This is a genomic window from Rhizobium sp. NFR12, assembly GCF_900108545.1.
GTDB lineage: Bacteria > Pseudomonadota > Alphaproteobacteria > Rhizobiales > Rhizobiaceae > Neorhizobium > Neorhizobium soli.
The window spans coordinates 1-25,622 of record NZ_FNWM01000002.1 but is presented as its reverse complement, the minus strand read 5'-3'; the positions used below and the strand labels follow the sequence as shown (position 1 = coordinate 25,622).

Here is a 25,622-nt window from a genome sequence, read left to right as displayed (position 1 = left end):
CTCAGGCGGTTACACGCTCGATGGCATCGATCAGTTTGGCGGGATCGAACGGCTTGACGATCCAACCCGTGGCACCGGCCTGGCGGGCGCGGTTCTTCTTCTCCGCGTCGCTTTCCGTGGTCAGGACCAGGATCGGGATGGCGCGGTACTTGTCGTTGCGGCGAACGCCTTCGATGAAACCGAAGCCGTCGAGGCGCGGCATGTTGATGTCGGTGACGATCACATCGGGGTTGCAGCCTTCGAGGACTTCGAGACCTTCGATGCCGTCTTCAGCCTGGATGGTTTCGAAACCGGCGTTGTTGAGAGTGACCAGAAGCATGTTCCGGATCGTCCGTGAATCGTCCACGGTCAGGACTTTTTTCTTCATCGCTAAATCTCCTTAGCAACCAAATTCTGTGTATCGAGGCCGATGAGCTGCATCGTCTTGACGAAGGCATCGGAAGGCTTTTGGACGGCAAAGGACTTCTTGTCGTCATCCCAGGCGTTTGCGCCGGCGACGAGGACCTGGACGCACTGGACGCCGAGACGCTCGACACCGGACGCATCGATGACGATGTCGCTACCGCGCATGGACAGCAGTTTGGCGTGCAGCGCGGACGCCTCGTTGAGGTCCAGCACGGAAGACAGTTTCAAACTTCCCGGACCGGCTTTCTTGGCCGCCATCAGCTTATTCCTTGTCGTTTGGAGTAAAATGTCTCTGAGGAACCGATGCGTTCCGCCGCGGCCCGCGGGGAGATGTCGGTGGCAATTTCCGGCCGGCGTGCAGCCGGTCTTGAGCGGTCGTCATCGTAACGGCCCTGTCGCGCAATCCGGAATTCGCGAACCGTGCGTCCAAGCTCCAGGATCACCGTCTGCAATTCGTCCGCGCCTTCGCCCGAGCGACGAGCCAGAACGGCATTGGATGCGACTTCCTGGCTGAGATCACTGACATGTGCCGTAACGACGTCGAGACCTTCCGCCTGGACCCCGGTATCGCGAGCTATGCCCGCAATTGTGTCGTTGATGGCGGACACCTGCTGGACGATGCCATCGATGGCGCCCTGCGTGCGGTGAACCATTTCGACACCCGCATCGACCTGCGTCTTGGTGCCGTTGACGAGCGTCTTGATCTCGCGGGCGGCCTCGGCGGAACGCTGGGCAAGCGCCCTCACTTCCTGGGCGACGACCGCAAAGCCGCGGCCACTGTCGCCGGCGCGGGCGGCTTCGATGCCGGCATTGAGGGCGAGGAGATTGGTCTGGAATGCGATCTCGTCGATCGTGCCGATGATCTGGCCGATCTTTTCGGCTGACGCTTCGATATCCGCCATCGCGCTGATCGCCTGACCTACGACCTTGCCGCTGTCTTCCGCTGACCGGCGTGTGGCGGCCGTTGCCTTTTCGGCGGCAGCCGTGCCGGCGGCACTCTGGCGGACACCGGCAGCGATCGACGAAAGCGTTTCGCCGGACTTTTGCAAGCGGGCGGACTGGTTCTCGGAAGTTCTGGCGAACGTGCGTGCGCTCTCGGAAAGAGCGTCGGTCAGCATGTCCGCCTGGATTCCGGTCTCGCCAACGGTCTCGAATGTCGTGCGGATGTCGCCGATGGCGCTGTTGAGGAAGTCGCCGAGTTCGCGATAGGCGTCCGGCATGTCGTCCGGAACCTTTGCGGTCAGATCGCGATCGGCCAGCGCTGAAACCACGGAGAGGAACGTCTCAACGGCCTGCGCCTGATCGGCCTGGCGCTGCTCGGTCAGGGCACGCTGGTGCTTGAGGCGCAATTCGTTGAAGCGCAACGACACCGCGATCTCCGCGTCGACCATGACGAGACGCACGATTGCGCTGACGAGATCGTTGAGTTCCTGTTCGCGCTTGCGACTTGCCGGAAGAATGGAGCGGGATGACATGCCGGCGACCGCACCGGTGATCAGATGCTCGAGCATCACCGAATGACCGGCGAGGTGCCAGCGCGGATCAAGACCCATGCGGCTTTCGGTATCGGAGAGGAGTTTGACCCGTTCGGCGTACAATGCATCGAAGCGCGCGTCGCTGAGCACGCTCCAGTGAGACGCCTGGAGATCATGCAGGCGTTCGATCTGCTGTTCGCTTTCGAAGATACCGGCAGCTTCGGGAACGGACTGCAGCCGGTGAAAATAGTCGCGCAATCCGGCTTTGAGATGAGGTTCGAGTTGCGGCCTGCACCGGCGCAGCAAGTCGCGCAGGTCCCCGTCGAGGCCAGCAAAGGCCAAGCGTTCGCTCAGGCTGCCCGCCTGGCTCCGTCGCCCCTGTTCTGTCGGCGTGTCCTGCACCAAAACCGTCCCCGCATGAAAGTCAGACCAACCCGACGAGTTGGTGTATTGCCGCCCAGCGAGGCAAATCCGAAACGGGCGGGAGCGTGCCGGGACAGGCCATGACCTGTCTGCGGTGGCGACGCTTATACCGCGAAGCATTTCGTAATCTGTCGATGAGAAATACCGGATTCAGACCGGTACGGCTTGGCGGCTTCATGCCTGTTGGGAGCCCTCGGGACATCCCATTCGCCGTCTATCTAATATGTATGGTTAATTCCTTGCCCGAAGGTTAACACGGGCGGTGTGAAATGCTCTTTCAAGCAAAGTCAGAAACCGGCCATAGCTCGGACTGTCCGCAAAGGTGACAACAAACAGAGGCGCAGAAAAGCTCAACCAAAAGCTTTAAAACTTTCAGTAAAATCAAATGGATTTAATCTGGAAGTTCAGCTTGTGGCGGTGTTTCAATTGTCCGGCGGCCAGATCAGTTCGGCCAGCGCTCGTTGGCCGTCCTTGCTTCCGGTCGATGCAAGAGCCTGAAAAATTCTTCGCGCATCGGGCTTGCGACCGACATTGAGGTAGGCGTAGCCGCGAAGGATCATCAGATCGGTCTGTTCCGGCGTGATCTGGGCGCGCTGATCGAGCGCGATGAGCGCCTCCCGGTAGCGACCGAGGTTGAAGGAGCTTTGGGCGCGATTGGCAAGAATGGCGCTCTGAAGCTCCACGGCGCGGGAGTTGGTCTGCTTGGCGGCGGCGGCGGCAACAGATGCCTGATCCGTCAGGCCTGCCCGCAGATAGGCAAGGCTTCGACCATAGGACGCATCAGAGCGGACCACGTCGGAAGCACTGTTTTGCGCGACCTCGAAGGCCTTGACGGCTTCGAGCGGCCTGTTCAGATCCATCAGGCACCAGCCGCGCGATAGCGCCTGGTCCGGATTGGTCTGTCGGAGTTCCGTCAGAGCACAACCGCGAGACGGCGGCCCGGAGCTTGCCTGAGCGGATCTGGTTGCCTGGCGGACCGACGGCTGCACGGCAACAGGCTGCCGGGTTGCAGCGGCACGCTGCGGGTTGGGTTGCTGGACGCTGCGTTGCGACGGTTGCTGATAGGGTTGTCCGTCCTGCTGCGAATAGGCTTCTGCAGTGCGATCCTCGGGCCTGACGCTCGGCAGCGGCGGTTGGCGACGGTAACCTGTCCGGTCGTCGACGCCCGCTACCGATGGTCTGCCGAGATTTGCTATGCGCTCTGAACGATCGCCCCAGGCACGCTGGAGAGAAGCTACACCGGCCCGGTCGCCCAGGTCGTTGCGGGTCAGCGCCAGACCGTAGGCGGAGGGCTCGTCATCCGGCTTCCAGGCGAGTGCTGCCCCGAACCACTCGGCGGCTGTGCGAAGCTGCCGCATTGCTCTTGCATACCAGCCGAACTGTTGTGCCGCGTCGGCATCGCGGGCGGCGATCACGACAGGCGCCATACGGGCCAGAACCTCTTCCTGCAGCATGGGCGGAGGATCGAGTGCAAGAAGATTGGCGACGGCGGAAAGATAGGCCGCCTTGGTGCCTTCGGAACTTTCCCGGAAACGATAGAGAACGTTTTCCGCTTCGAGCGGCGACTTCTGGCGGACCAGGGTGAGCGCCAGCCCTTCAGCAGCAGAGGCCGTCTCTTCCTTGCCATAGGCGCGCCGGAACCAGCGCTCGGCACCGCCGAGATTGTCTCTGCGATATGCATACCAGCCCAGCAGCAGCGCGTCCGAGGCGAGCCCCTCGCGTTCCGCGAGTTGTTCGAGACGCGTGACATACTGCTGGCCGACGACCAGTTTCGCATCGTCGCCGGCTTCGCTGATAAAGCGGCGCGCGAGATCGTTTCTCAGACCCTCGAATTCCGGCTGACCACCGGCGGGAGTTTTTTCCTTTGCGAGGAGATCTTCCAGCATGGTGGAGGGAAGAAGTTCACTTGCCTTCTGCACCGTGGCGACACGCGCGGCGGTGTCCTCGCAATTGTCCAGGACGTAGAGATAGGCATCCCGGGCGCGACCCTGTCGCTCGGTCTCGGCAAAGGCTTCCGCCACCCGCCACAAGACGTCGATTTCGCTGCAGGTGAGAAGGCTCGGGTTTTCGGCCGCCATGCGGATGACGACGTCGTAATCCTTGCTGTCGGAGGCGCCGGTCAGGCTGACACGTGCCTCGGCAAGCTTTAGCCGGTCGAGGAGATCGTCCGGTGCCTGCCAGCCGCTCTCGGAAGTCTGACGGTCGGCGATTGCCTTACGCACGTCGGCAAAGCGCGACTGTGCATAGAGTTGCCACATGTTTTCGAGCTGCGGATCACTGCTTGCGCGCACAGCCAGCGGATCAGCGGGCGGCGACCAGGTCGGATAGAGCGCGCGCAGGCGCGAGATCTCGGCCTGAAGCCGTGCGGTGTCGCCACGGGCAGCAAAATATCGCAAGGCGCTTTCATCCACGACGACCGGAGGCGGCGTGTTGCCGCGCTGCGCCGTCAAGTTTTCGGGTCGCTGCAAGGGTGGTGGTGACGATGCGGCCGGGGACTGTGCGATCAAGGGCATGCCCGAACGCGCCGGGGAAGGCGTATCGGCCGGTTCGGTGGCGGATCCGTTCGGCAGCGTTTGCGTGATCACAAGCGCTGCTGCACCCGGAGACTGCGCGGAAGGTTCGTCTGAGGAGAGCAGTTGAGCCGTAAGCCGCTCGGTCTTGGGACGCGGCTGCATACCGTCTGCCCATGCGGGCGCGTCGGGACTGATGGCGCCGGTCAGCTGCGTCATGTCGACATTGGAGGATTGTCTATCGAGGCTCCAGAATCCAACAGCGGCGATACCTACCACCGTCAATGAGATCATCATAACCTTCATGGACTTCCGATCCCGATCCTAACCCCGACCTGTTGCCCCGCAACGAGGCGTATCAATGGCATGAACGCCATGATGTGTAAGAATGAGCTGATATGGTTAACGAACAATTTAGATTTGTTTAGCAAATTGTAAGCAAGACTCGCGATTCGCTTCGTTGCGTAGACTTTTGTGGAAGCGGAAATCGAGACGGAAGCGATCGGACGATGACTGTCCAGTAGATGCGCCATTATATGCGAGTGCCCATGACGAAAAGATCATTTGCCGAAGTTCGCCGGTTCGTACGCAGCGACCGCCGAAGCTTCGCAATTGCCATCGCAGGATTGCTGCCTCTCGTCCTGGCAAGTTGCGGCGGAGCTCCGATCCAGCCGGGCGCCCTGGTGAAGACCGTGCAGGCGGAAGAAGCCATGGTCATGCCCCCGCCATCCGGCCCCGGTATCGTCGGCGTCATCGAGCGGCGCTACGACAACGCCATCGAGCAGGAAATTCCGCTCTTCACATCCGCACTCACGCCCGGCCAGAACTTCATCAAGGCGCAGTTCTTCGGCACGAAGAGCGCGTTCAGCTATAGCTCGAACCGGCTGACGTCGAAAATGGTCTCGCAAAGCGGCACGGCCCGCGAAATGGCATCCGGGTTTCCCGGTGTACGGATGGTGCGGTCGCAATTTTACGTCCAGAACAGCTATGGCCCGTTCGGCTATGCGTTCGGGCGCGGCAGGGGCAGCGATCTTTGCCTCTACGGATGGCAGCAGATCCGCTCACAGGCGCAGAAGATGTCGCCGGTCGATAATTACGGCTCGATCCAGATCCGCGTGCGGATCTGCGAGGCCGGCGCGACGGAGCAGGCGCTTCTCGCCTTCATGTACAATTTCACTATCAACGCCTCCGTCGACTCGCTCGGCTGGAATCCCTATGGCGATGCGAGCCCGCTTTCGCCGGAAATCGGACGAACCGGCGCTCCCACCTACCCGCGTCCTGCCTCGACGGAAGCTATCGTTCCGGTCCTGCCGCAGCGACAAGCTGCGCCGATGATCCGCCGCGCAGCCCCTCCCGCGCCGATCCGGCCAGCCGTAGCACCGGTCGCCAGCAGCATGATGGAGCCTGTCATGCAGCCGGTGGGGCCAAGGATCCCCAGCGTTTCCGCCCTTTCTCCCGCAGGCCTCAGTCCGTCAGCGCCCTCGGACGCTGCTGCGTCCCAGAGGTCACCAACACCCGCAGCCGCTCCGCGCGTCACGGTTCCTTCGCCTTCCTGCTCGACACAGGCGGAGGGTGCCAATGTCGTATGTCGCTGAGCGTCAGGCCGGCAATCCCGTCGTGATCCTGCCAACCGTAATCCGGTCGATCGAACCGCAAAGGTAATCCGGCGATGCGTACTTTTATTTCTGCCATCGTGTGGGTTCTCGCCACGATCATGATCGTGACCCTGGTCACCCTGCCGATCAACACGCGCACCCAGTTGATCGCGAGCGTCCTGATCGTCACGGTGATGATCATCATCAAGATGCTCAACGCCGACGGCAAATGGCGTCTCGTGGCTCTCGCCTTCGGCACCGCGATGGTGATGCGCTACGTCTACTGGCGCACGACGAGCACGCTGCCGCCGGTGAACCAGCTGGAGAATTTCATTCCCGGCATGCTCGTCTATCTTGCGGAAATGTACAGCGTGATGATGCTGGCGCTCAGCCTCTTCGTCGTTGCCATGCCGCTGCCGGCGCGAAAGCCGCACGGCCGCACGGAAGGACCGCTTCCGAGCGTCGACGTCTTTGTGCCGTCCTACAACGAGGACGAGACGCTGCTTGCCAACACGCTTGCAGCCTGCCGCAACATGGATTACCCGGCCGACAAGTTGACCGTCTGGCTGCTCGATGACGGCAGCACGCTGCAGAAGCGCCGCGCCGACAACGTGGCGGATGCAAGGGCTGCGGATGCGCGCTACAAGGCCCTCAACCAGCTTTGCGAAGACCTCGGCGTCAAATACCTGACCCGCGAGCGCAACGAACACGCCAAGGCCGGCAACCTCAACAACGGGCTTGCCCATTCGAGCGGCGATCTGATTGCCGTGTTCGACGCCGACCACGCCCCGACGCGCGACTTCCTCTTGGAAACCGTCCACTATTTCGAGAAGGAGCCGAAACTCTTCCTCGTGCAGACACCGCACTTCTTCCTCAATCCCGATCCCGTCGAACGCAACCTGCGCACATTCGAGAAGATGCCGAGCGAGAACGAGATGTTCTACGGCATCATCCAGCGTGGTCTCGACAAGTGGAATGCCGCCTTTTTCTGCGGCTCCGCGGCCGTTCTCAATCGCAAGGCGCTCGAAGTCTCCAACGGTTTCAGCGGCGTCAGCATCACGGAAGACTGTGAAACCGCGCTCGATCTGCACGGTCTCGGCTGGCACAGCATCTATGTCGACCGCCCACTGATTGCCGGCCTGCAGCCGGCGACCTTCGCCAGCTTCATCGGCCAGCGCTCGCGCTGGGCGCAAGGGATGATGCAGATCCTGCGGTTCCGCTTCCCGCCGCTCAAGCGCGGGCTCTCCTTCCCGCAGCGCCTCTGCTACATGTCCTCGACGCTATTCTGGCTGTTTCCCTTCCCGCGGACGATCTTCCTGTTTGCGCCGCTGTTTTATCTGTTCTTCGATCTGCAGATCTTCACCTCGTCCGGCGGCGAGTTCCTCGTCTACTCGCTGACCTACATGATCGTAAACATGCTGATGCAGAACTACCTCTATGGGTCGTTCCGCTGGCCGTGGATTTCGGAGCTCTACGAATACGTCCAGACCGTGCACCTGCTGCCGGCTGTCGTTTCGGTCATGCTCAATCCGCGCAAGCCGACCTTCAAGGTGACGGCGAAGGACGAGTCCGTGTCCGTCAGCCGACTTTCGGAGATCAGCCGGCCGTTCTTCGTGATCTTCTGCGTTCTCGTCATTGCCTTCTTCATCAGCATCTACCGGGTCTATACCGAGCCGTTCAAGGCGGACGTGACGCTGGTCGTGGGCGGCTGGAATCTTCTCAACATCATCATTGCGGGCTGCGCGCTCGGCGTCGTTTCCGAACGTGGGGAGAAGCAGTCGTCCCGCCGTATCCGCGTCAGCCGGCGTTGCGAATTCGGGATCGGCGACCGCTGGTTCACGGCGACGATCGAGGATGTTTCGGTCAATGGTGCAGCACTGCAGATCTATACGGAAGGCGCCAGGGACATCGCGAACGGTGCCATGGGTGTGCTCCGGTTCCAGCCGTTCAGCGACCTGCCGATCAGCGATTTGCCGATCGAAATCCGCAACTTCGATACGGTCGGCGACGTGACAACGGCGGGGTGCCGCTACATGCCCCAGAAATCCACCGATCACCGTTTGATCGCCGATCTCATATTCGCCAATTCCAGCCAGTGGACACAATTCCAGACCTCGCGACGTTACAACCCCGGTCTCTTGCGCGGCACGATCTGGTTCCTGGGTCTTGCCGCCTATCAGACGACCCGCGGCCTCGGCTACCTGTTGAAGGATCTGGGCAAGAGCCAGACGACGAAGGAAGGTTGAGCGACATGATCACCAATACACGCTTCCCCCGCCTTCTCTTCGTCGCGGCCATGCTGGCATCGACCGGCGCCCTGTCGGTCTCGTCGCTTGCGCAGCAACCCGGTCAATCGCCGGCCACCGCATCATCGCCATTCGACATGGGTCCGGAGCGGTCCCGCCAAGGTGTAACCCCGACCGCGCCGCCTTCACCGCAAACCCCGGCTCCGGCACCTGTGCCACAGGTTCAACGGCCCATTCCAGCCGCTCCGAAAACGCCCGCGGCACCGGCACCGGCGGCCACCGCTTCTCCCTCTCCGGTAACGGCCCCTGCTCCTCAGTCGGCAGCCAAGGCTTCGACCGAAACGGCGCGGCGCTACCTCATCCCTGCCCCGTCGCTGCGCCTGAACGGCGAGGTCCAGCAGCGTTCCTGGTCCGTCTACCTGACCGAGGAGCAGGCGGCGACGGGTGCAAAGCTGCACCTCACATACCAGAACTCGATCGTCGTTGCGCCGGAGGCCTCGCGACTTTCCGTGACGATCAACGACGTCGAGATCTATGGCGACAAGATTGCATCGCCCGACCAGCCGTTCGAAAGGGTGCTCGACATACCGCCGGGCGTTCTGAAGGCGGGCGGCAATATGGTACGGTTCGCGGCCAATCAGCGTCACCGCACCGACTGCACGGTCGAATCCACGTTCGAACTCTGGACCGACATCGACCCGAAGCGGACGTTCCTGGCGTTCGACGACGAGCGTAGCGACCGGTTCAACCGACTGGACGATGTCAGGGCAGTCGGCGTCGACGGCAGCGGAAAGACGCGGTTCCGCTTGATTGTGCCGGCGCTCGACCAGCTGGGCGCGACGGATGTTCTGATGCGGCTTGCGCAGGGACTATCGCTGGTGGGCGGCATGCCGAACCAGTCGTTTTCCTTCCAGAAAACCATCACGCCCGATCTGAGGCCCGGCGAACTTGCGGTCTTCGTGGGGACACCGGACGAGCTTCGACCGATCCTTCCGAACCTGGCGGCAGCCGCTTCCAGTGCAGCCGTTGCAAGCTTTACCGATTACCCCGGGCACGGATCCTCCGCTCTGGTCCTGTCGGGACCCAGCTGGCCGGCGCTTCAGGGCCTTATCGACAGTTTCGTTGCCTCCACCGATGGCGGCAGCATCCAGCGCCGCGATACACTGGCGACCTCGAGCTGGCGCGGCATCGATACGCCATTCCTGTTTGCCGAGAAATCGATTGATTTCAATTCTCTTGGGGTCAGCAGCGAGGAGTTTTCCGGGCGGCTTTACCGTACCGAGTTCACAATCGGCGTCCCGGCGGATTTCTACGCGAACGCCTATGGCGAAGCGCGCATCCTGCTGGATGCGGCCTATGTGTCGGAGGTTCTGCCTGGCAGTCACATCGACGTCTTCGTCAATGGGAATATTGCCTCAACCGTTCCGATCACCTCGGACGGAGGCGCCATTCTGCGCCACCTGCCGATCAAGCTGACGCTGCGTCACTTCAAGCCTGGGGTCAACACGATCACGCTCGAAGCTGCGCTGCTGACGGCGTCGGACAAGGCCTGCGCGCCGGGTGCCACTGCGAATGAAGGCACGCGGTTTGCTCTCTTCGGTACTTCACAGTTCGAGATGCCGGATTTCGCCCGCATCGCCCGCGTCCCCAATCTCGGCGCTACGTCCGGCACCGGCTTTCCCTATTCGACCGGCACCGAGTCCGTTCCTTTGTTCCTAGGGCGGATCGATGAAAAGACCCTCGGATCTGCGGCGACTTTCCTTGGCAAGATCGCGACCGCGTCACATCGGGCAATACCGGTCTCGGTGACGATTTCAACGGCGCGTATCGCCGGGCGCAATGCGCTGTTTGTCGGCGCGATCTCCGAATTTCCAGCCAATATCCTGACGGATCTCGGCATCGAGCAGAAAAGCCGCGGTAGCTGGGGTGAGAACAGCGATCACGTCCCGGCCGACCGGGCGTCATTGACGCTCCAGGACTGGCAGGATCGCAACGGCAACAACTTCTTCGGCCGACAGCTTTCTTCCGTGGCGGATTGGGCCAAGCGGAACTTTGACCTCTCCGCACCGATGCTGCGGTTTGCGCCGGCCGGTGACGCGATCTATGTGCCCCCGAAAACCGCCGGAATGATCATCGCACAGGAAAACGATCCGACCCAGACCGGCACCTGGACGGCGGTGATCGGCGCGACGGGCGATGAGCTTTCCGCCGGGATGGAGGCCTTTTCGGCACGCGAGGCGTGGAACCAACTCGACGGACGCGTGTCCGTGCACGATGTTTCCGAAGCAGATCCGGTGATTGTTCCGGTCAACTGGTTCCACTTCACGCCGACTGCAAACTTTTCACTCTCGAATGCACGATTGATCGCAACGAACTGGCTGTCGGACAACATCATGTCCTACGGACTGCTTCTCGTCGCGAGTGCAATTCTCGTGGGGCTGGCAACCGGTGGACTGCTGACCCGGCTCGGTCGGAAATAGGCACGGCAGGTCAATCCCGTGCGGCTGTCGGGTCCTCCGGCAACCCTCCCTTACCGGTAAAGCGTCGGCTGACATGCAGCGATCCCTGAAGGCCGAACCGCCAGGGCTGGTCGATACCACGCGAGATGCCGATCCGCCGTCCCGCGACCACCAAGGGCGGTGTTATCGGCGGAGCAAGCCGGAAAGGCGCTTCCATGAGCGACAGGCCGTCATGCTCGATACCGATTCCCAGCGCCTGGCAGACGCGTCCGGGGCCCGAGCATAACAGCAGGGGCTCCGCCCTGCCCCGCCGGTGTTCCATCTCGGCAATGCCGTTCACGGGCTGCAAGGCCCGGATCAGCACCGCGCTGCCCGGCGTGCAGACGAAATTCACGCACCAGTGGATGCCATAGGAACGGTAGACATAGGCATGACCAGCCGGCCCGAACATGGCAAGGTTGCGGGGCGTCGGCCCGCGAAAGCTGTGGGATGCCGGATCATCCGGCTGGTAGGCCTCGGTCTCGACGATGACGCCGCCGACGCCCGAAAGCTCGAATTCAGCGCCGATCAGGTCGCGCGCCACATCCACCGCGGACCGCGTGAAAAATCCGGCTGCCAGTGCCATGTCGTGCCTCACCATTTCTGCGGTTCATGATCCAACCTAACCACTCGATAGCGCCAAGGGAACAAAGGGCCTCGTCACGGGTTGGCGTCCATTCCCTGGCTCTTTGCCTCCCGGAGCGTTTTCATGACTGTTTTTTCTTCCGATAACAGAGACTCTGCGGCCTATCCGCTGCAGTCCCTCTTCGTCCCCTTTCCTTTCGTCTGCTTCACCCTGACACTCGGGACCGACCTGGCCTTCTGGCTAAGCGATGGTCACCTGATGTGGCAGAACTTTTCCTCCTGGCTTCTGTTTGCCGGCCTTGTCTTCGGTGGCGTTGCAATCGTCGCTGGCCTGCTGGATATGCTTCGTCCAAGGACGCGGCCGCTGCGCCCGGCATTTCTCACCATCGTCATCTATATCGTCATTCTGGCGCTGGCCTTCCTCAACAGCCTTGTTCACGCCGGCGACGGCTGGACGGCCGTTGTGCCTTACGGACTGGCGATTTCTGTCGTCACATTCATTCTCTCGGTTTTCGCCGCTGCGATTTCCGCCCGCAAGTATTCCCGCCTGGCCTGGAGGATCTGATCCATGAAGCCGTCCCGCATTCTCTTTGCCTCCGCGCTATCGCTGTCGCTCGGCACCGCCTTGCCGGCCTTTTCCCAAAGCAGTGACTTCGATGTCAACTCGCAGATTGGCCCCGATCCTGTCCTGCCGGAACCATCGCACCCGCTCATCCCCGACCTGAAAGTCGCGGAAGTGATCGGCTGGAAGGATGGCGAAACGCCGAAGGTTCCTGAAGGCCTGAAGGTTACCGTTTACGCCAAGGATCTTTCGAGCCCGCGCACCGTCCACACGCTGCCGAACGGCGACGTGCTTGTCGTGCAATCCAAGGCACCGGCAGGCGAGCCGACCTCGAGGCCGAAGGATTTCATCCGCGGCTGGATCATGTCGATCGCCCACGGCGATATTGGCGCTGAGAAGGAAACCAATATCATCACTCTGCTGCGCGATACCAATCGCGATGGCACGGTCGACGAACGACACGACCTTCTGACCAAGCTGGATTCCCCGTTTGGCCTGGCTTGGGTGGACAATACGCTCTACGTGGCCTCGGCCAGCGCCGTGATCGCCTACCCATATGAACTCGGCCAGAACGAGATTACCGCGCCGCCGAAGGTGCTGACCCCGCTTCCTGGTGGGCCAATCAACCACCACTGGACCAAGGATCTGGCGCTCAGCCCCGATGGCAAGATGCTCTACGTCTCGGTCGGCTCGAACTCCAATATCGTGGAGAACGGGCTCGAGGCTGAAAAGGGCCGCGCCGCGATCTGGCAGGTCGATCGTCAGACGGGGGCGGCACGCGTCTTTGCATCCGGTTTACGCAACCCGAATGGTCTTGCCTTCAACCCTGATACGGGCGTTCTCTACACCGTCGTCAACGAGCGCGACGAACTCGGTCCGAACCTGGTGCCGGACTACATGACGTCGGTGAAGGAAGATGGCTTCTACGGCTGGCCGTGGAGCTACTACGGCAACCATGTCGATGTTCGCGTTCACCCGCCACGGCCGGACATGGTCGAACGGGCGATCGCGCCGGACTACGCGCTGTCCAGCCATGTCGCAGCACTCGGCCTGACGTTTTCGGCCAATTCCGCCATGCCGTCCGCCTTCGCAAGCGGTGCCTTCATCGGCGAACATGGCAGCTGGAACCGGGATCACTTCAACGGCTACAAGGTCGTCTATGTGCCCTTCGAAAACGGCAAGCCTGTCGGCAAGGCACAGGACGTCGTGACAGGCTTTATCGAGAACGATCAGGCGCGCGGCAGACCTGTCGGTGTCGGGATCGATGGAACGGGGGCGCTTCTGGTTGCCGACGATTCCGGCAACACGGTCTGGCGGGTCGCCAATGCCGACGGCACGGTCATTCCGCAGCCGATCGGCACCGACCAGACCGCGGCAACCGCACAGCAGGCCGCGACCACCGACAAGACGGATCGGGCACCGGTTGCAGCAGTGAGTCCTCCGGCCAACGGGACGACCGGCTCCACGGAACCGGCACTCGCCGCACCAACCGCCCCTGCAGAAGAGCGGCTGACCGGTCAGGCCCCAGTGTCCGGTAAAAGTGATACGCTGCAGCCGTCGCAAACCGACATTGCGCCAGCAGCAAGGCCCTGATCCGGAAACGGTCTCGCGCTTATCGACGCTAGACAGACGAACTCATGTGCAGCCGGTACCACCTACCGGCTGCACTTTCTTTTTAAGGTCGCCCGTCATGCCGCGCGCTTGAGTGCATCACCGAGCATCGAGACGATGGTGCCGATCTGCTCCTTTTCGATGATCAGCGGCGGCGACAGCGCGATCGTGTCGCCCGTGACTCGGACCAGCAGCCCCTTCTGGAAGCAATCGACGAAGACATCATAGGCACGTGCGCCCACAGCGCCTTCGCGCGATGCCAGCTCGACGGCGCCGACGAGGCCAAGGTTTCTGATGTCGATGACGTGCGGCAGGCCTTTCAGCGAGTGCAGCGCCTCTTCCCATTCGCCGGCAAGACCGGCGGCGCGGGTCAACAGGCCCTCTTCCTCGTAGATTTCCATAGTCGCGAGACCGGCGGCGCAGGCGACCGGGTGGCCGGAATAGGTATAGCCGTGGAACAGCTCGATCGCGTTTTCAGGCCCAGCCATCATGCCATCATAGATGGTGCGGCTGGCAAAGACGGCGCCCATCGGGATCGTGCCGTTGGTAATGCCCTTGGCGGTGGTGACGAGATCCGGCACGACACCGAAGTAATCCGTGCCAAACGGCATGCCGAGACGGCCAAAGCCGGTGATGACTTCGTCGAAAATCAGAAGAATGCCGTGTTTCGTGGCCGTTGCGCGCAGCTTTTCGAGATAGCCCTTGGGCGGCAGGATGACGCCGGCGGAGCCTGACATCGGCTCCACTATAACGGCGGCGATGGTTTCTGCGCCATGCAGGCCGACCAGACGCTCAAGATCATCAGCAAGCTCGATGCCATGCGCCGGCAAGCCCTTCGAAAAGGCGTTGCGCTCGATATCCAGCGTGTGACGCATATGGTCTGCCGGGATCTGCGGAAAGACGCGGCGATTGTTGACGAGACCGCCGACCGAAATGCCGCCGAAGCCGACGCCGTGATAGCCCTTCTCGCGACCGATGAAACGGGTGCGGGTCCCCTGCCCGATCGACCGCTGATAGGCGATGGCGATCTTCAGCGCCGTATCTACGGATTCGGAACCGGACCCGGTAAAGAACGCCCGATCCAGCTTGGCGTCGGCACCGCCCGGCGCATGCTCTGCCAGTTTTGTCGCGAAATCAAACGCGATGGGATGCCCCATCTGGAAGGTCGGGGCAAAGTCCATCGTGGAGAGCTGGCGCTCGACGGCCTGCGCGATCTTCTTGCGGCCATGACCGGCATTGCAGCACCATAGCCCCGCCGTGCCATCGAGGATCTTGTTGCCGTCGACATCGGTGTAATACATGCCCTCCGCCTGCGCGAGCAGCCGCGGCGTCGCCTTGAACTGTCGGTTTGCCGTGAACGGCATCCAGAAATTGTCAAGATTGAGCGCGTTCGTCTTGCTGGCGTGGTCCATGAAATGACTCCTGTTCGATAAGATAGATGTCACGGATTTTTCGGTGGCGAACAAGTGTTTTTGTGATGGGTGTGCGGGAGAGGTGGCGCGGTGTGGCGACAAACGGTGTTGATGGAGGACCAGACGACATGACCAATGAAGTATCGGATATCCCATCCTAAGGGTGAAGTTCTGCTACACTCCACTCGCGATAGGCGAAGGGGTTAGAAAATATGGAAGACGATTTCTCAGCGGCTGGTATCAGCATCGATGTCATCGACCGGATCACGGATACGATCGAGAATTACGATTCTCTACCGTCCGACGACGTCATCGTGGTTTTAAACGAAGCGCTCAATGTGATCCGGGAGCTTCTGCGGATGCTGGACGCCCAGAGAGATGGTTGAAGATGCCGCTCGGCATGCTAAAGCACTGCGCTTCCACGTCAGGATCATTCCTGGACAAACTCTTGCGGTGACACGCGGAATGTACGAGCGATATCTGAGTTGGGTAATTTCGTGCTTCGCTTGGGCCGGTCTAAAGCCGCGTGCCTATGTGTTCGGCATGAGCCCGTGGAAAAACCATTTGCGCCACTGGCTGCGCGGCGAAACCGTCTCGCAAAAAAGCAGGCATGTCGGCAAGGCGTGGTTTCGGGCATTTATCGCTCCTGCAATTGCGGCTCGCAAAGGATCGAAGGTCTATGTCTGGGGCTACAAGGTCCAACCGTTCGTAGAACAGTTCTGTCGATCACACAGCATTCCCATCATCCGTGTCGAAGACGGGTTCATCCGGTCCATATCTCTCGGCGCATCCAAGGCGCCGCCGCTATCGCTGTGCTTCGATCGCTCGGGGATGTATTTCGATGCGACCCAGCGTTCTGACCTAGAACAGCTGATCGATACTTACGACTTTGACGCCGACGCGGATATGATGGCGCGGGCCCGGGCCGGGATCGAAAAGCTCATTGCCTCACGGCTTTCCAAATACAATACGTCGACGGATACCGATATCGCCGCAGTTTATGGAACAAAGACCCATGGCAAGCGCATCCTCGTCGTCGGTCAGGTTGAGGACGATGCCTCGATCCGATTGGGTTGCGACCGGATCATCGATAATAACGAGCTGGTGCGGATCGCCGCGGGCGAGAACCCGCAGGCACAGATCATTTACAAGCCGCACCCGGAAGTGCTTCACGGAACGCGCGCCAACCAGTCCGATCCGAATGACTTGAGCGATCTGGCGATGATCCTGAGACAGGACATCACGCTCGCAGATGCCTTTCAAACCATCGATCATGTCTACACGATCACATCGCTGTCAGGTTTCGAGGCGCTTATTCGCGGCATCCCAGTTACATGCGTCGGGATGCCGTTCTACGCGGGCTGGGGCGCAACGGACGACCGGCAGCAATGCGAACGGCGGACTGCAAAACGAACACCTGAAGAGATATTCGCAGCGGCATATATTCTCTACCCCCGATATTTCCACCCGACGCTGAACAAGCCGCTCAGCTTCGAAGAAGCGGTCGACCTGCTGGCGGAGATGAGGGGGCAGACAGAGGTCCCAATTACCTGACGTGAAAGCGCGCATATCATCAGCGCGGGTACTTTGTTCATCAGCGCCAAACGGCAAAGTCTAGATGAAATGAACCGCGCCGGGTTTTGAAATATTGCTCGCTGCATCGTCTGCTGCCGGGCGAACCGCAAAGCACATGTAAGCTTCGTCCTCAATGCGCTGTAGCAGGCACTTCATGATCGGCGTCCCCCTCACGGCGGCGGCCGATGCAGCCCTTGGATAGCGGCGTGTCGATGTAATTTGGCTTATCTTTGCTAAATTCAAAGTTCATGCGGAGCCGCTTGCTGTTGATGCCGACGTTCTTCTGGAGTTCACCGAACGACATTTGTAGGTATCGAGCCTAGATAAGAAGGCGAGACAAGTGGTGGCCTAAATCGCCCGCCGCGATCAGATGGATACGCTCTTGCTGCGACTCACAGTCTAGTCTCCGTTATCGGCGAACGAGACCATGTGCCAGTTTCCACCGAAATACATCAGAGTGATCTTGTCTGCGGCACCGTCCAGCACCTTATCCGACCCGCAAAGGATATTTCCAATACTATGCTTCACGGTCACGTCTCGTGCGCCGGTGCTAGTAGCCATGGTGATGATGTCTCCGTCGACTGCATCGGGATCCACAATCGACGACAGATTGTCGCCCGCGGCAGATCCTTCAGTGTCAATGATGTACAAGCCCGATCTAGTGCCGCTTAAGGTCAGGGTACCTGATAGCAGCGTCATCGTCTGAAGGTTCCGGAAGTGGTTCGTCCGTCCTGACAGGATGATCGGACCCCAATTACGGGCGTCCGTATTCGGAATTGCCCATGCGTCTATCCCGCTCACCTTACGCAACGGGGAAAAGCTGCCGCGGTTAGCCGCAAGTTCCGTGCGTTCATCAAAGAGCGACCCTTTGTCATCCAAGAAGACAACGGTCTGAAAGATATCGGTGACACGGTTTCCGGCGCCTAATCCGCCACGGACGCCCGTCCTGCCTTCCATGCCGTAAAAGAGATGCACCTTGCCCGAGGTGGCTATAACCGAACCCTGCCCTAGCGCCGATGCACCATCATGTTCTCTCCGCTGCATTTGCCCCAAGGCAAAGAGCTTCGTAGGCGGGTTCGTCCATATGCTTCCCGGAACTACGGGACCCGTCAAATAGAACGTTGTTGTGCGATCGTCGGTCCTCACACCTTCCACGACGCCGTTTCGGTATGCTGTAACGGCATGAAAATTTCCGTTGGGGTCGACATCGAATGACACCGTGGAGGATGCGAGTGGAGCAGGTCCGAAGAACCCGGGCGGCGCTGTCCACCATTGAGCCGGAGTAGCGAAGTTGTCCTCGGAAATCCACCAGCGGGGGTTTCCCGATCCACCAAACCGCATAAAACCGCAGTAGATCCCTAAACTTGGCACATACCGAACCGTTGGCTCTTCAAAAGTGTTGCCCGCGGCGAGGATGTGCGCCGTCCATGTGACGCCACCGTCAGCAGATCTCAGAACTGCAGCGCCCTCTTGGTACGAAGCACCGACGACGATGGAATCATCATGCCCTTTTGAGAAAGAGTGGACCATCACTGGCTGCGTTCCCTGTCCAGTCCAGCCGGGGATGGTGGGAAACGTGACGTTGATCTTTGTCCATGGAGCGTTGTAGTCCTGTGCGGCTCCGACGCCGAGGATCCTCTTCCATAGCTGGTAGTTATATGGAGGGACGTCGTTTCCTTTTGGGTTCTCTGTCGTGTAGACCGGAACTCGCACGAACAGATATTCGGCAACACCATCAAATCCTGCGGACCATAGCGTATCGCCGCTCGCCTTCATCGCCAAATACTCGCCAAATGACCAACTCGATCCTCCATCGTCGGAAAAGTAAAGGGCAATGCGGCTAGTGCCATCGCCGTGGCTCTGCTTCTCGTTCACCCAAACCCGAAGCTGATCGCCGATTTTATATGCCTTGTCTTGCGCCCAAGCACCGTACTGAAGGCCGTTGGTGATCTTCGCGGTATCAGTGCGCAAGAAGTCACGCGACGGGTGCAGAACGGAGCCCACCTTGAACGCAGCGTTCCGAATGTTCTTGAAACTCGGAGGCCTCGCGGAGACTTTGTATGTCAGGCCACGACCGTCAAGCACCTTCCCCGTTGCGAGTGCCGCCCTGACAGCCGCATCGTCAAGCGTTTTACCATCACCGGACGCGCCGAAAGAAACAATTGAGCGGTCTAAATTCAGTAAATTCGCGACCTCACCGACCGACTGCCGCTCTCTGTTGGTGCCGGCGCTGTCGTTGACGAGCATGCGGTTCGGCGCTCCCGCCGGAAGATGAATGCCCGCCGCGGCCGCTTCTGCAGCTTCCTGCGCGGTCTCCGCTCGCGCGGCTGCCGCCTCAGCGTTGGCGAGGATCGCAGCACTCGAATAATCACTCACGAGGCTGAATGTGGCCCCCGCGACAATTCCCGTGACGATCATACCGCCTACAAGGCAACCGACGAGGATTTTATTTCCGGTATTCGTTTTCATAGTCAGTGTCGTGTCGCCGTTGAATGGAAACGATCACCGGAGTTGTGGTGTTCGTTTCGAAGATACACACCCAAACTAACGCAGACGATCCGACTGCGATAGAGATCGTTGCCAAGGATAGCATCTACTGTACTGTCACCGACATCAGACGCAATAATGAAGCAGTAGGGTAAACGCGCGACACGGATCCAAATCCGCCGCCATTTGGACAGGCCTTATGGTTGGCCCCAAAACGTTGGATGAACGATCAACGCTGCAAACTCCAAGGCATTGTCGGAAGCTGACAGAACCAGTTTGCCCTCCACTTTGAAGTGAGCCGCTAGCGGATTTTAGAGAGCATCCAATCACCCAATTTAGAAAGGCGGAAAAGCAGGTTTCTCACGACGATCGGCGCTTCGGGAAGGCGCTCCATCTCTGCCGGAGCAAACCACAAGGGAAGAGAGGCACCATTGAAAGGCGCCATGTGCTTGTTGGCAGCAGATGTGGACACACCTGGACTCGGCTCCGCTATTTCCCGCGCAAGTTCTGCCTGCGTCCGCTGAAGGCCCAAATTGCGAAAGAACGCTTGTGCGCTAAAGCGAGTATCTACGTCGCCCTCGACGAGAATACTATAGGAAGGAATACCCAAGGCTGCAGCCTCCAAAATAGCCGTGGAGGAAACACTGAAGCATAGGTGAATATCGGCGTAGATGTCTGTCCAGTTGCCTGAGAATGAGGAAACATTTTCGCGCGTCCGGCCAGCCAAAAGAGCCTCTATGGACACGTCGCCCTCCAGAGAATGATATGACAGCTCCCCGGAGATTGTCCTTCCAACAATCAAAAACGTCTTGTTGGGGAACTCGTCTGCCAAAGCTAGAATACTCCCGGCTAGGCTAAGGCGTGCATCATATCCTTGCGGGACCACGTTTTGGTCGAAAAACACCACATAGGGCCGATCGCGCCCCATCTCATAAACACGTGTAACTCTAAGCCGTGGCGATCCAAACAAGATGCACTTAGCCGTCCTAAAGGGCACGAAGGACAGCAAATTCTTCGACTTTCTCAGCAGTGTTGGATCGGTGAACAATAGCCGGTCCACAAAGCAACGCAGAATTACACCCTCCATCATCAGGCGGAATTGCAATCCTGGAAAGCCTGTTGAGATAAGAGGTATCTTGCGTATTTTTTTCTGTTGATGCAGCGCCTTGCAGATCCGGAAGACCGCTCGACCACTTACGCCAAGAAAAAGATAATCAGCAGACAAAGCGGATATGGTTTCGACAAGTTTGTCAGACCTTAGAGGGGTGATGGCGCCTGGGGGAATGGTAATCCCCCACTTTTCGCGCTGACGATCTGTGAGACCCGTCGAGCTTTGTCCGTCCGAAACCTCCAAGATGGAGACAGTAGCTCCGGAGAGAATGAGATACTCATAGAGTATCTGACAAAAGCCGACGTAGGAGTCAGCCGCATACACCAAAACAGCCTTTTTAGGGCTGGCTTTGATCGCAACTCCACTTGGTTCGAAAGGGTGGTGCTCGGTGTTCAACTTGTGACCAACTCAACAAAGGCATCATCTCGATCAGAACCAGCCTATAAATGATAACATGTCATAGATCACGTCAATTCCGATTGGAGGAGAGATCTATGCTAACCTCCAATCGGAATATCTGTCTAGTCTCACGCCGAAGCGGCCCCGCCAGAACCATGATCAATCAATCATTGAAGTGTTTTTGAAGAGGCGCATTCCAGAAATCTGAGGTATTTAGAACTTCTACAAACGATGTTGCAGCGGTGCCTCGGCCGAAACCCTCGTCGCGGGGCAGCCTTGTTCCCCATACTCTATCGATGGACTCCACGATCGACGCGGTATCGAACGCATCTACATTGTAAATCGATTTCGCGTCCGAACGGTTTGTTTGACGTGTTCCTATGTTCAAGCTCGGAACGCCAAGGAACGGGGCCTCGCGCACGCCGGCACTGCTATTGCCAATCATGACGTTCGCATTTTTCATAAGCTCAGAAAAATACGAAAACCGCATGCTGGGAAGATGGCGGAATCTTTCTTGATCCAACTTACCTATTTCAGCAAATATCTCTTCGCTTCCCGGATCATTGTTCGGAGAAATTACAACAAAATTCCGCCCACTCTGCGACAATGCAGCAAACAGGCTGCGCGCTTGGTCGCCAATCGTTTGACGTTCAGAGGTGACAGGATGGAAAGCCGCTATGCCGTAGTCGGTAAACGGAATTTCATAGTGCTGACGAACGTCCTCAATCGAAACACCAGAGGGTGCCGCGTGAAAATCCAGCTCTGGTGAGCCTATGTTGAAGATGTACTCAGAGTCCTCACCTAGTGCTTTGACCCGTAGTCCTGCTGCGTCTGAACTGACAAAATGGTAGGTTGAGAGTTTAGAATTGCAATGACGATACACCTCGTCAATTGTGCCCGAGACTTCACCGCCTTCGATATGAGCGCAACGTACGTAGTTGGTAGCGCATACAAGAGAAACCGCCAACGCTTCTATTCGATCACCATGAACCACAACCAAGTCTGGTTTATGCTCGTAGATCCAGTCCGAGAATCCCAACACGGTTTTGGAGAGAACCATGTCTTGGGCATCTCCGATGCGTTGATTGATGAACTCATGCACATCGACGCCTGAAAGCCTTTTGACCTCATTCTTCGTTGCACCGTACTTTTCAAGCATGTGCATCCCGGTCACAAAAAACGAAATCTTATAGCCGGCATCGCGCGTTGCTTTTGCGAGTGGTTCCAGCTTTCCGAAATCTGCCCGAGTTCCGGTTACAAAGAGAATTTTCCGCATAACGTTTGTGACGCTCATTCAAAATCGTCCCACCGGAGCTGTTCATTGCGGGTGCGCGCTTTTGTAATTCGCTTCCCGATCAGCTCATCTAGCTGATATCCAGGTATTTCCCCGTTCCCGGGTCTACGAGCCCATACATCATACTCGCTGATGACGTCGCCAGGCTTCAGATCTCTCTCCGCAACGACAGAGCTGCGGGCGAACCGATACACTGCCTCTTCTGCAGCTGAGCGAGTTTTCTCGTTGTTCAGAGCAATGTGAATTTCGCGAGATCTATCGATCAGGTAACGCAACTCGGCAGGGTCCATGGAGCAAGATATGTCTGGCCCCTTGCGGTAACGTGTATCTGTGAAGTGCCGCTCCAAAATGCAGGCTCCAAGCGCAACCGATGCCAGTGCCATGTCCGGACCGATGCTGTGATCGGAGAACCCCACTATTGCGTTGGGAAACGCTTCCTGAAGATCTCGGACGCCTCGAAGCGAAACAATTTCAGGTGGCGATGGATAAAGATTCGTGCACTCAAGAAGAGCATACTCAATTCCCGCAGCATCGAGAACGTCCACTGACTTCTTGATCGACGCTATCGTCTGCATACCGGTGCTCATGATCACTGGTTTGCCGAAGGAAGCAATGTGCCGGATGAGGGGAATATTATCGCACTCTCCGCTTCCAATTTTGAAAGCTGGAACGTCTATACTCGCCAGGAAATCAGCAGCTTTTCGCGAGAATGGCGTGGAGATATAAATGAGACCAAGGCTCTCCGCATACGCTTTTAGCTGAGTTTCATCTTCGAGAGAGAGTGCGCACCGCTCCATGACATGCCAGATCGACACATCGGCGTTCGGAGGAAAGATTGTTTTCGCCTCTTCTGTCATCTCATCATCAACGATATGCGTCTGATGTTTGACAATTTCACAGCCGCTTTTCGCCGCCGCAAGCACCATATCTTTGGCGACGGAGAGGTCTCCACCATGATTGATGCCAATTTCGGCAATAACCAGTGGCGGTGAATTTGGGCCGATTTCCCGATTTCCGATTCTCATTTTTAGTCGTCTCCCTGCATAGCCTTCTGGCACCGCTCGAAATCTTCGAGTGTATCGATATCCAACGATTGGGCCTGTGTCATCAGTACGAGCCCGATCGCATCTGAATTAAAATCGCCGTCAGATAGGAATTGGTTCGAATGGAATACATAGATTGCTCCGTTCGGTCGAACCACCGTCGGCAATGATTGTCGATTGGCAAAGCAGAAACGTGCATCTGAGATCGGGATGAATTTGTCTCCTTCGACTGTGCCCCACTTCAGCACTGACGATGGGCCTTCGCAAACTCCCATGACGAGCGTCCATTCGGACGATTCGAATTTTTCAATGGCCGCAGAGATATGCTCGGCTTGCCTAAGGGGCGACGTGGGCTGCAATAGAACTACAATGCTACTGGCGACTTGTTGGCGCTTCAGGATATCGAGTATCACGTCTCTCATGGGGACATCATCGCCGGCCAACGAAGCAGGGCGTCGCAGCACTGAGACTTGCTCAGGCAAGCTGTCGTCGATTATCTCGTCGATATCCGTCGAAACGAACACTCTAGATATGCCCGCGGCCAGCGCCGCATCGACGCTGTGGCGATAAAGGGGTTTGCCCGCAAGATTCATTATATTCTTACCGGGAAGTCCCTTTGAGCCTCCGCGCGCAGGTACTATCGCGATGACATCTGAATGCATATGGTGTTTTCCCATCACAATTTGAAAGCGATGTAGCTGAGGCTTGTCCAAATGGAAACACTGAATTTGATTCCGAGGGCTCTTCGCCGCGTGCTTCTACCGCTTCATGAGCACAAACAGATCTTTCATGACATATCAGTTGCCAGAAGTCGCGGAGCTCTCAGCAACATTTCTAATTGATTATGTCTGTCCTTCGTCTAGGAGGTCCATCCAGTTGCATTCTCGAAAGGTGTATAGATGTGCGGAATTGTTGGGATCGTGGGACTTGAGCCGGTGGCGACGCGTCTGGTCGAGGCGTTGCGGAGGCTGGAATACCGCGGTTATGATTCCGCCGGTGTCGCGACGATCCACGAGGGCAAGCTCGATCGCCGCCGCGCCCAAGGCAAGCTCTTCAACCTCGAAAAGAAGCTGGCGGGAGACCCGCTGCCGGGCGCGATCGGGATCGCCCATACCCGCTGGGCAACGCATGGCGTGCCGAACGAGACGAACGCCCACCCGCATTTCGTCGACGGAGTCGCTGTCGTCCATAACGGAATCATCGAGAATTTCTCCGAGCTCAAGGACGCATTGATTGCCGACGGGGCTGTCTTCACCAGCCAGACGGATACGGAAGTCGTGGCGCATCTGCTGGCGCATTACACGCGCGAAGGTATGGGCCACCGCGAGGCGATGCTTGCCATGCTCAATCGCGTTTCCGGCGCCTATGCGCTGGTCGTGATGTTCGAAGACGAGCCCGGCACGATCTTTTCGGCGCGATTCGGACCGCCGCTTGCCGTCGGTCATGGCCGGGGAGAGATGTTCTTAGGATCGGACGCGATCGCGCTTTCGCCCTTTACCAACGAGATCACCTATCTCGTCGATGGCGACTGCGCCATCATCACCCATGATCGTCTCGAGGTCATCGACTACGAAGGCCGGCCGGTTACCCGCAAGAGCCAGATTTCGCAGGCCGCGACCTTCATGGTCGACAAGGGCAACCATCGCCACTTCATGGAGAAGGAGATCTACGAGCAGCCGGAGATCATTTCTCACGCGCTTGCCCATTACATCGACTTTGCCACCAACACGGTGAAGCCGACGGATACGGCGATCGATTTCTCGACAGTGTCGGGTCTGGCGATTTCCGCCTGCGGGACCGCCTATCTGTCCGGACTTATCGGCAAATACTGGTTCGAGCGCTATGCTCGCCTGCCGGTTGAGATCGACGTTGCCTCGGAATTCCGCTACCGCGAACTGCCGCTTTCGCCCAGCCAGGCCGCGCTGTTCATCTCGCAGTCCGGCGAAACGGCCGATACGCTTGCATCCCTGCGCTACTGCAAGGAACAGGGCCTGAAGATCGGCGCCATCGTCAACGTCCGCGAATCCACGATCGCGCGCGAATCGGATGCGGTCTTTCCAATTCTGGCGGGACCTGAAATTGGTGTCGCCTCGACCAAGGCGTTTACCTGCCAGCTCGCAGTTCTGGCCGCCCTTTCGATCGGTGCCGGTCGCGTTCGGGGGACGGTGACGGAGAGCGACGAGAAGGCGATGGTCAAGCATCTCGCCGAGATGCCGCGGATCATGAGCCGGGTATTGAACGACATCCAGCCGCAGATCGAAGCGCTGTCGCGCGAGCTTTCGCGCTTCAAGGATGTGCTCTATCTCGGGCGTGGCACGAGCTATCCGCTTGCATTGGAAGGTGCCCTGAAACTGAAGGAAATCTCCTACATCCATGCGGAAGGCTACGCAG

General features: G+C 58.8%; 20 protein-coding genes. 8 read left to right on the top strand and 12 right to left on the bottom strand.

All coding sequences use genetic code 11. The features are described 5' to 3' along the window. Position 1 precedes the first annotated feature (1 nt). The 4 genes from cheY1 to BLW69_RS07460 form a co-directional block, all read right to left on the bottom strand. Positions 2-367 carry a chemotaxis response regulator CheY1 gene (gene cheY1 / locus BLW69_RS07475; protein WP_062453839.1) on the bottom strand — a complete coding sequence of 122 codons (366 nt, stop codon included), beginning with the start codon at positions 365-367 and terminating at the stop codon, positions 2-4. Positions 368-369: 2 nt separating this feature from the next. Beyond that, entirely contained in the window at positions 370-663 is a 294-nt protein-coding gene (locus BLW69_RS07470) for an STAS domain-containing protein (protein WP_062453840.1), read from the bottom strand. Then, positions 663-2,285, bottom strand: coding sequence for a globin-coupled sensor protein (locus BLW69_RS07465; RefSeq protein WP_092661163.1), 1,623 nt, complete (start codon positions 2,283-2,285; stop codon positions 663-665). The genes BLW69_RS07470 and BLW69_RS07465 overlap by 1 nt, the downstream gene beginning before the upstream one ends. Positions 2,286-2,725: 440 nt before the next feature. After that, positions 2,726-5,119 (bottom strand): tetratricopeptide repeat protein, encoded by a 2,394-nt coding sequence (locus BLW69_RS07460; protein ID WP_092661161.1) that lies wholly within the window; start codon positions 5,117-5,119, stop codon positions 2,726-2,728. A 242-nt stretch (positions 5,120-5,361) separates the two neighbouring features. On the opposite strand from BLW69_RS07460, the gene bcsN reads away from it, so the two are divergent. From bcsN to BLW69_RS07445, 3 genes are all read left to right on the top strand, one after another. Further along, positions 5,362-6,408, top strand: coding sequence for a cellulose biosynthesis protein BcsN (gene bcsN, locus BLW69_RS07455; protein ID WP_175487253.1), 1,047 nt, complete (start codon positions 5,362-5,364; stop codon positions 6,406-6,408). A gap of 74 nt (positions 6,409-6,482) precedes the next feature. Further along, a complete protein-coding gene (gene bcsA, locus BLW69_RS07450) occupies positions 6,483-8,654 on the top strand; it encodes a UDP-forming cellulose synthase catalytic subunit (protein WP_062453845.1) in 2,172 nt (723 codons plus the stop codon). A 5-nt stretch (positions 8,655-8,659) separates the two neighbouring features. Continuing rightward, positions 8,660-11,134 (top strand): cellulose biosynthesis cyclic di-GMP-binding regulatory protein BcsB, encoded by a 2,475-nt coding sequence (locus BLW69_RS07445; RefSeq protein WP_092661158.1) that lies wholly within the window; start codon positions 8,660-8,662, stop codon positions 11,132-11,134. A gap of 10 nt (positions 11,135-11,144) precedes the next feature. Here BLW69_RS07445 and BLW69_RS07440 read toward each other — a convergent pair whose 3' ends face one another. Next, entirely contained in the window at positions 11,145-11,738 is a 594-nt protein-coding gene (locus tag BLW69_RS07440; RefSeq protein ID WP_244508776.1) for a DNA-3-methyladenine glycosylase, read from the bottom strand. 123 nt (positions 11,739-11,861) lie between these two features. Here BLW69_RS07440 and BLW69_RS07435 point away from each other — a divergent pair, with 123 nt between their 5' ends. Together BLW69_RS07435 and BLW69_RS07430 are read left to right on the top strand one after the other, a co-directional pair. Continuing rightward, positions 11,862-12,302, top strand: coding sequence for a DUF2231 domain-containing protein (locus BLW69_RS07435; protein ID WP_092661155.1), 441 nt, complete (start codon positions 11,862-11,864; stop codon positions 12,300-12,302). A 3-nt stretch (positions 12,303-12,305) separates the two neighbouring features. Continuing rightward, on the top strand, positions 12,306-13,892 hold the full coding sequence (locus BLW69_RS07430; RefSeq protein ID WP_092661153.1) for a PQQ-dependent sugar dehydrogenase: 1,587 nt from the start codon (positions 12,306-12,308) through the stop codon (positions 13,890-13,892). Positions 13,893-13,987: 95 nt separating this feature from the next. On the opposite strand, the gene BLW69_RS07425 is transcribed toward BLW69_RS07430, so the two are convergent. Then, complete coding sequence (locus BLW69_RS07425) at positions 13,988-15,322, bottom strand: omega-aminotransferase AptA (protein ID WP_092661151.1); 1,335 nt, start codon at positions 15,320-15,322, stop codon at positions 13,988-13,990. 212 nt (positions 15,323-15,534) lie between these two features. On the opposite strand from BLW69_RS07425, the gene BLW69_RS22720 reads away from it, so the two are divergent. Together BLW69_RS22720 and BLW69_RS07420 are read left to right on the top strand one after the other, a co-directional pair. Beyond that, positions 15,535-15,708 (top strand): hypothetical protein, encoded by a 174-nt coding sequence (locus BLW69_RS22720; RefSeq protein WP_162759503.1) that lies wholly within the window; start codon positions 15,535-15,537, stop codon positions 15,706-15,708. Next, positions 15,701-16,876, top strand: a complete 1,176-nt coding sequence (locus tag BLW69_RS07420; protein WP_348271841.1) for a capsular polysaccharide export protein, LipB/KpsS family — start codon at positions 15,701-15,703, stop codon at positions 16,874-16,876. Before BLW69_RS22720 ends, BLW69_RS07420 begins: the two co-directional genes overlap by 8 nt. Before the next feature lie 151 nt (positions 16,877-17,027). On the opposite strand, the gene BLW69_RS22715 is transcribed toward BLW69_RS07420, so the two are convergent. The 6 genes from BLW69_RS22715 to BLW69_RS07395 form a co-directional block, all read right to left on the bottom strand. After that, the gene (locus BLW69_RS22715) at positions 17,028-17,201 is read right to left on the bottom strand and encodes a hypothetical protein (protein WP_162759504.1); all 174 of its coding nucleotides are present in this window, start codon (positions 17,199-17,201) and stop codon (positions 17,028-17,030) included. Positions 17,202-17,296: 95 nt separating this feature from the next. Then, a complete protein-coding gene (locus tag BLW69_RS07415) occupies positions 17,297-19,366 on the bottom strand; it encodes an endosialidase catalytic beta-propeller domain-containing protein (RefSeq protein WP_139283816.1) in 2,070 nt (689 codons plus the stop codon). A gap of 319 nt (positions 19,367-19,685) precedes the next feature. After that, complete coding sequence (locus BLW69_RS07410; RefSeq protein WP_092661145.1) at positions 19,686-20,891, bottom strand: DUF6716 putative glycosyltransferase; 1,206 nt, start codon at positions 20,889-20,891, stop codon at positions 19,686-19,688. Between the two features lie 166 nt (positions 20,892-21,057). Then, positions 21,058-22,188, bottom strand: a complete 1,131-nt coding sequence (neuC, locus tag BLW69_RS07405; RefSeq protein WP_210184908.1) for a UDP-N-acetylglucosamine 2-epimerase — start codon at positions 22,186-22,188, stop codon at positions 21,058-21,060. Next, complete coding sequence (locus BLW69_RS07400) at positions 22,185-23,213, bottom strand: N-acetylneuraminate synthase family protein (RefSeq protein ID WP_092661143.1); 1,029 nt, start codon at positions 23,211-23,213, stop codon at positions 22,185-22,187. Before BLW69_RS07400 ends, neuC begins: the two co-directional genes overlap by 4 nt. A 2-nt stretch (positions 23,214-23,215) precedes the next feature. Next, entirely contained in the window at positions 23,216-23,893 is a 678-nt protein-coding gene (locus BLW69_RS07395) for an acylneuraminate cytidylyltransferase family protein (RefSeq protein WP_092661141.1), read from the bottom strand. Between the two features lie 237 nt (positions 23,894-24,130). Here BLW69_RS07395 and glmS point away from each other — a divergent pair. Then, positions 24,131-25,622: glutamine--fructose-6-phosphate transaminase (isomerizing) (gene glmS / locus BLW69_RS07390; protein WP_092660897.1), on the top strand; the 1,492-nt coding region annotated here is incomplete at its 3' end.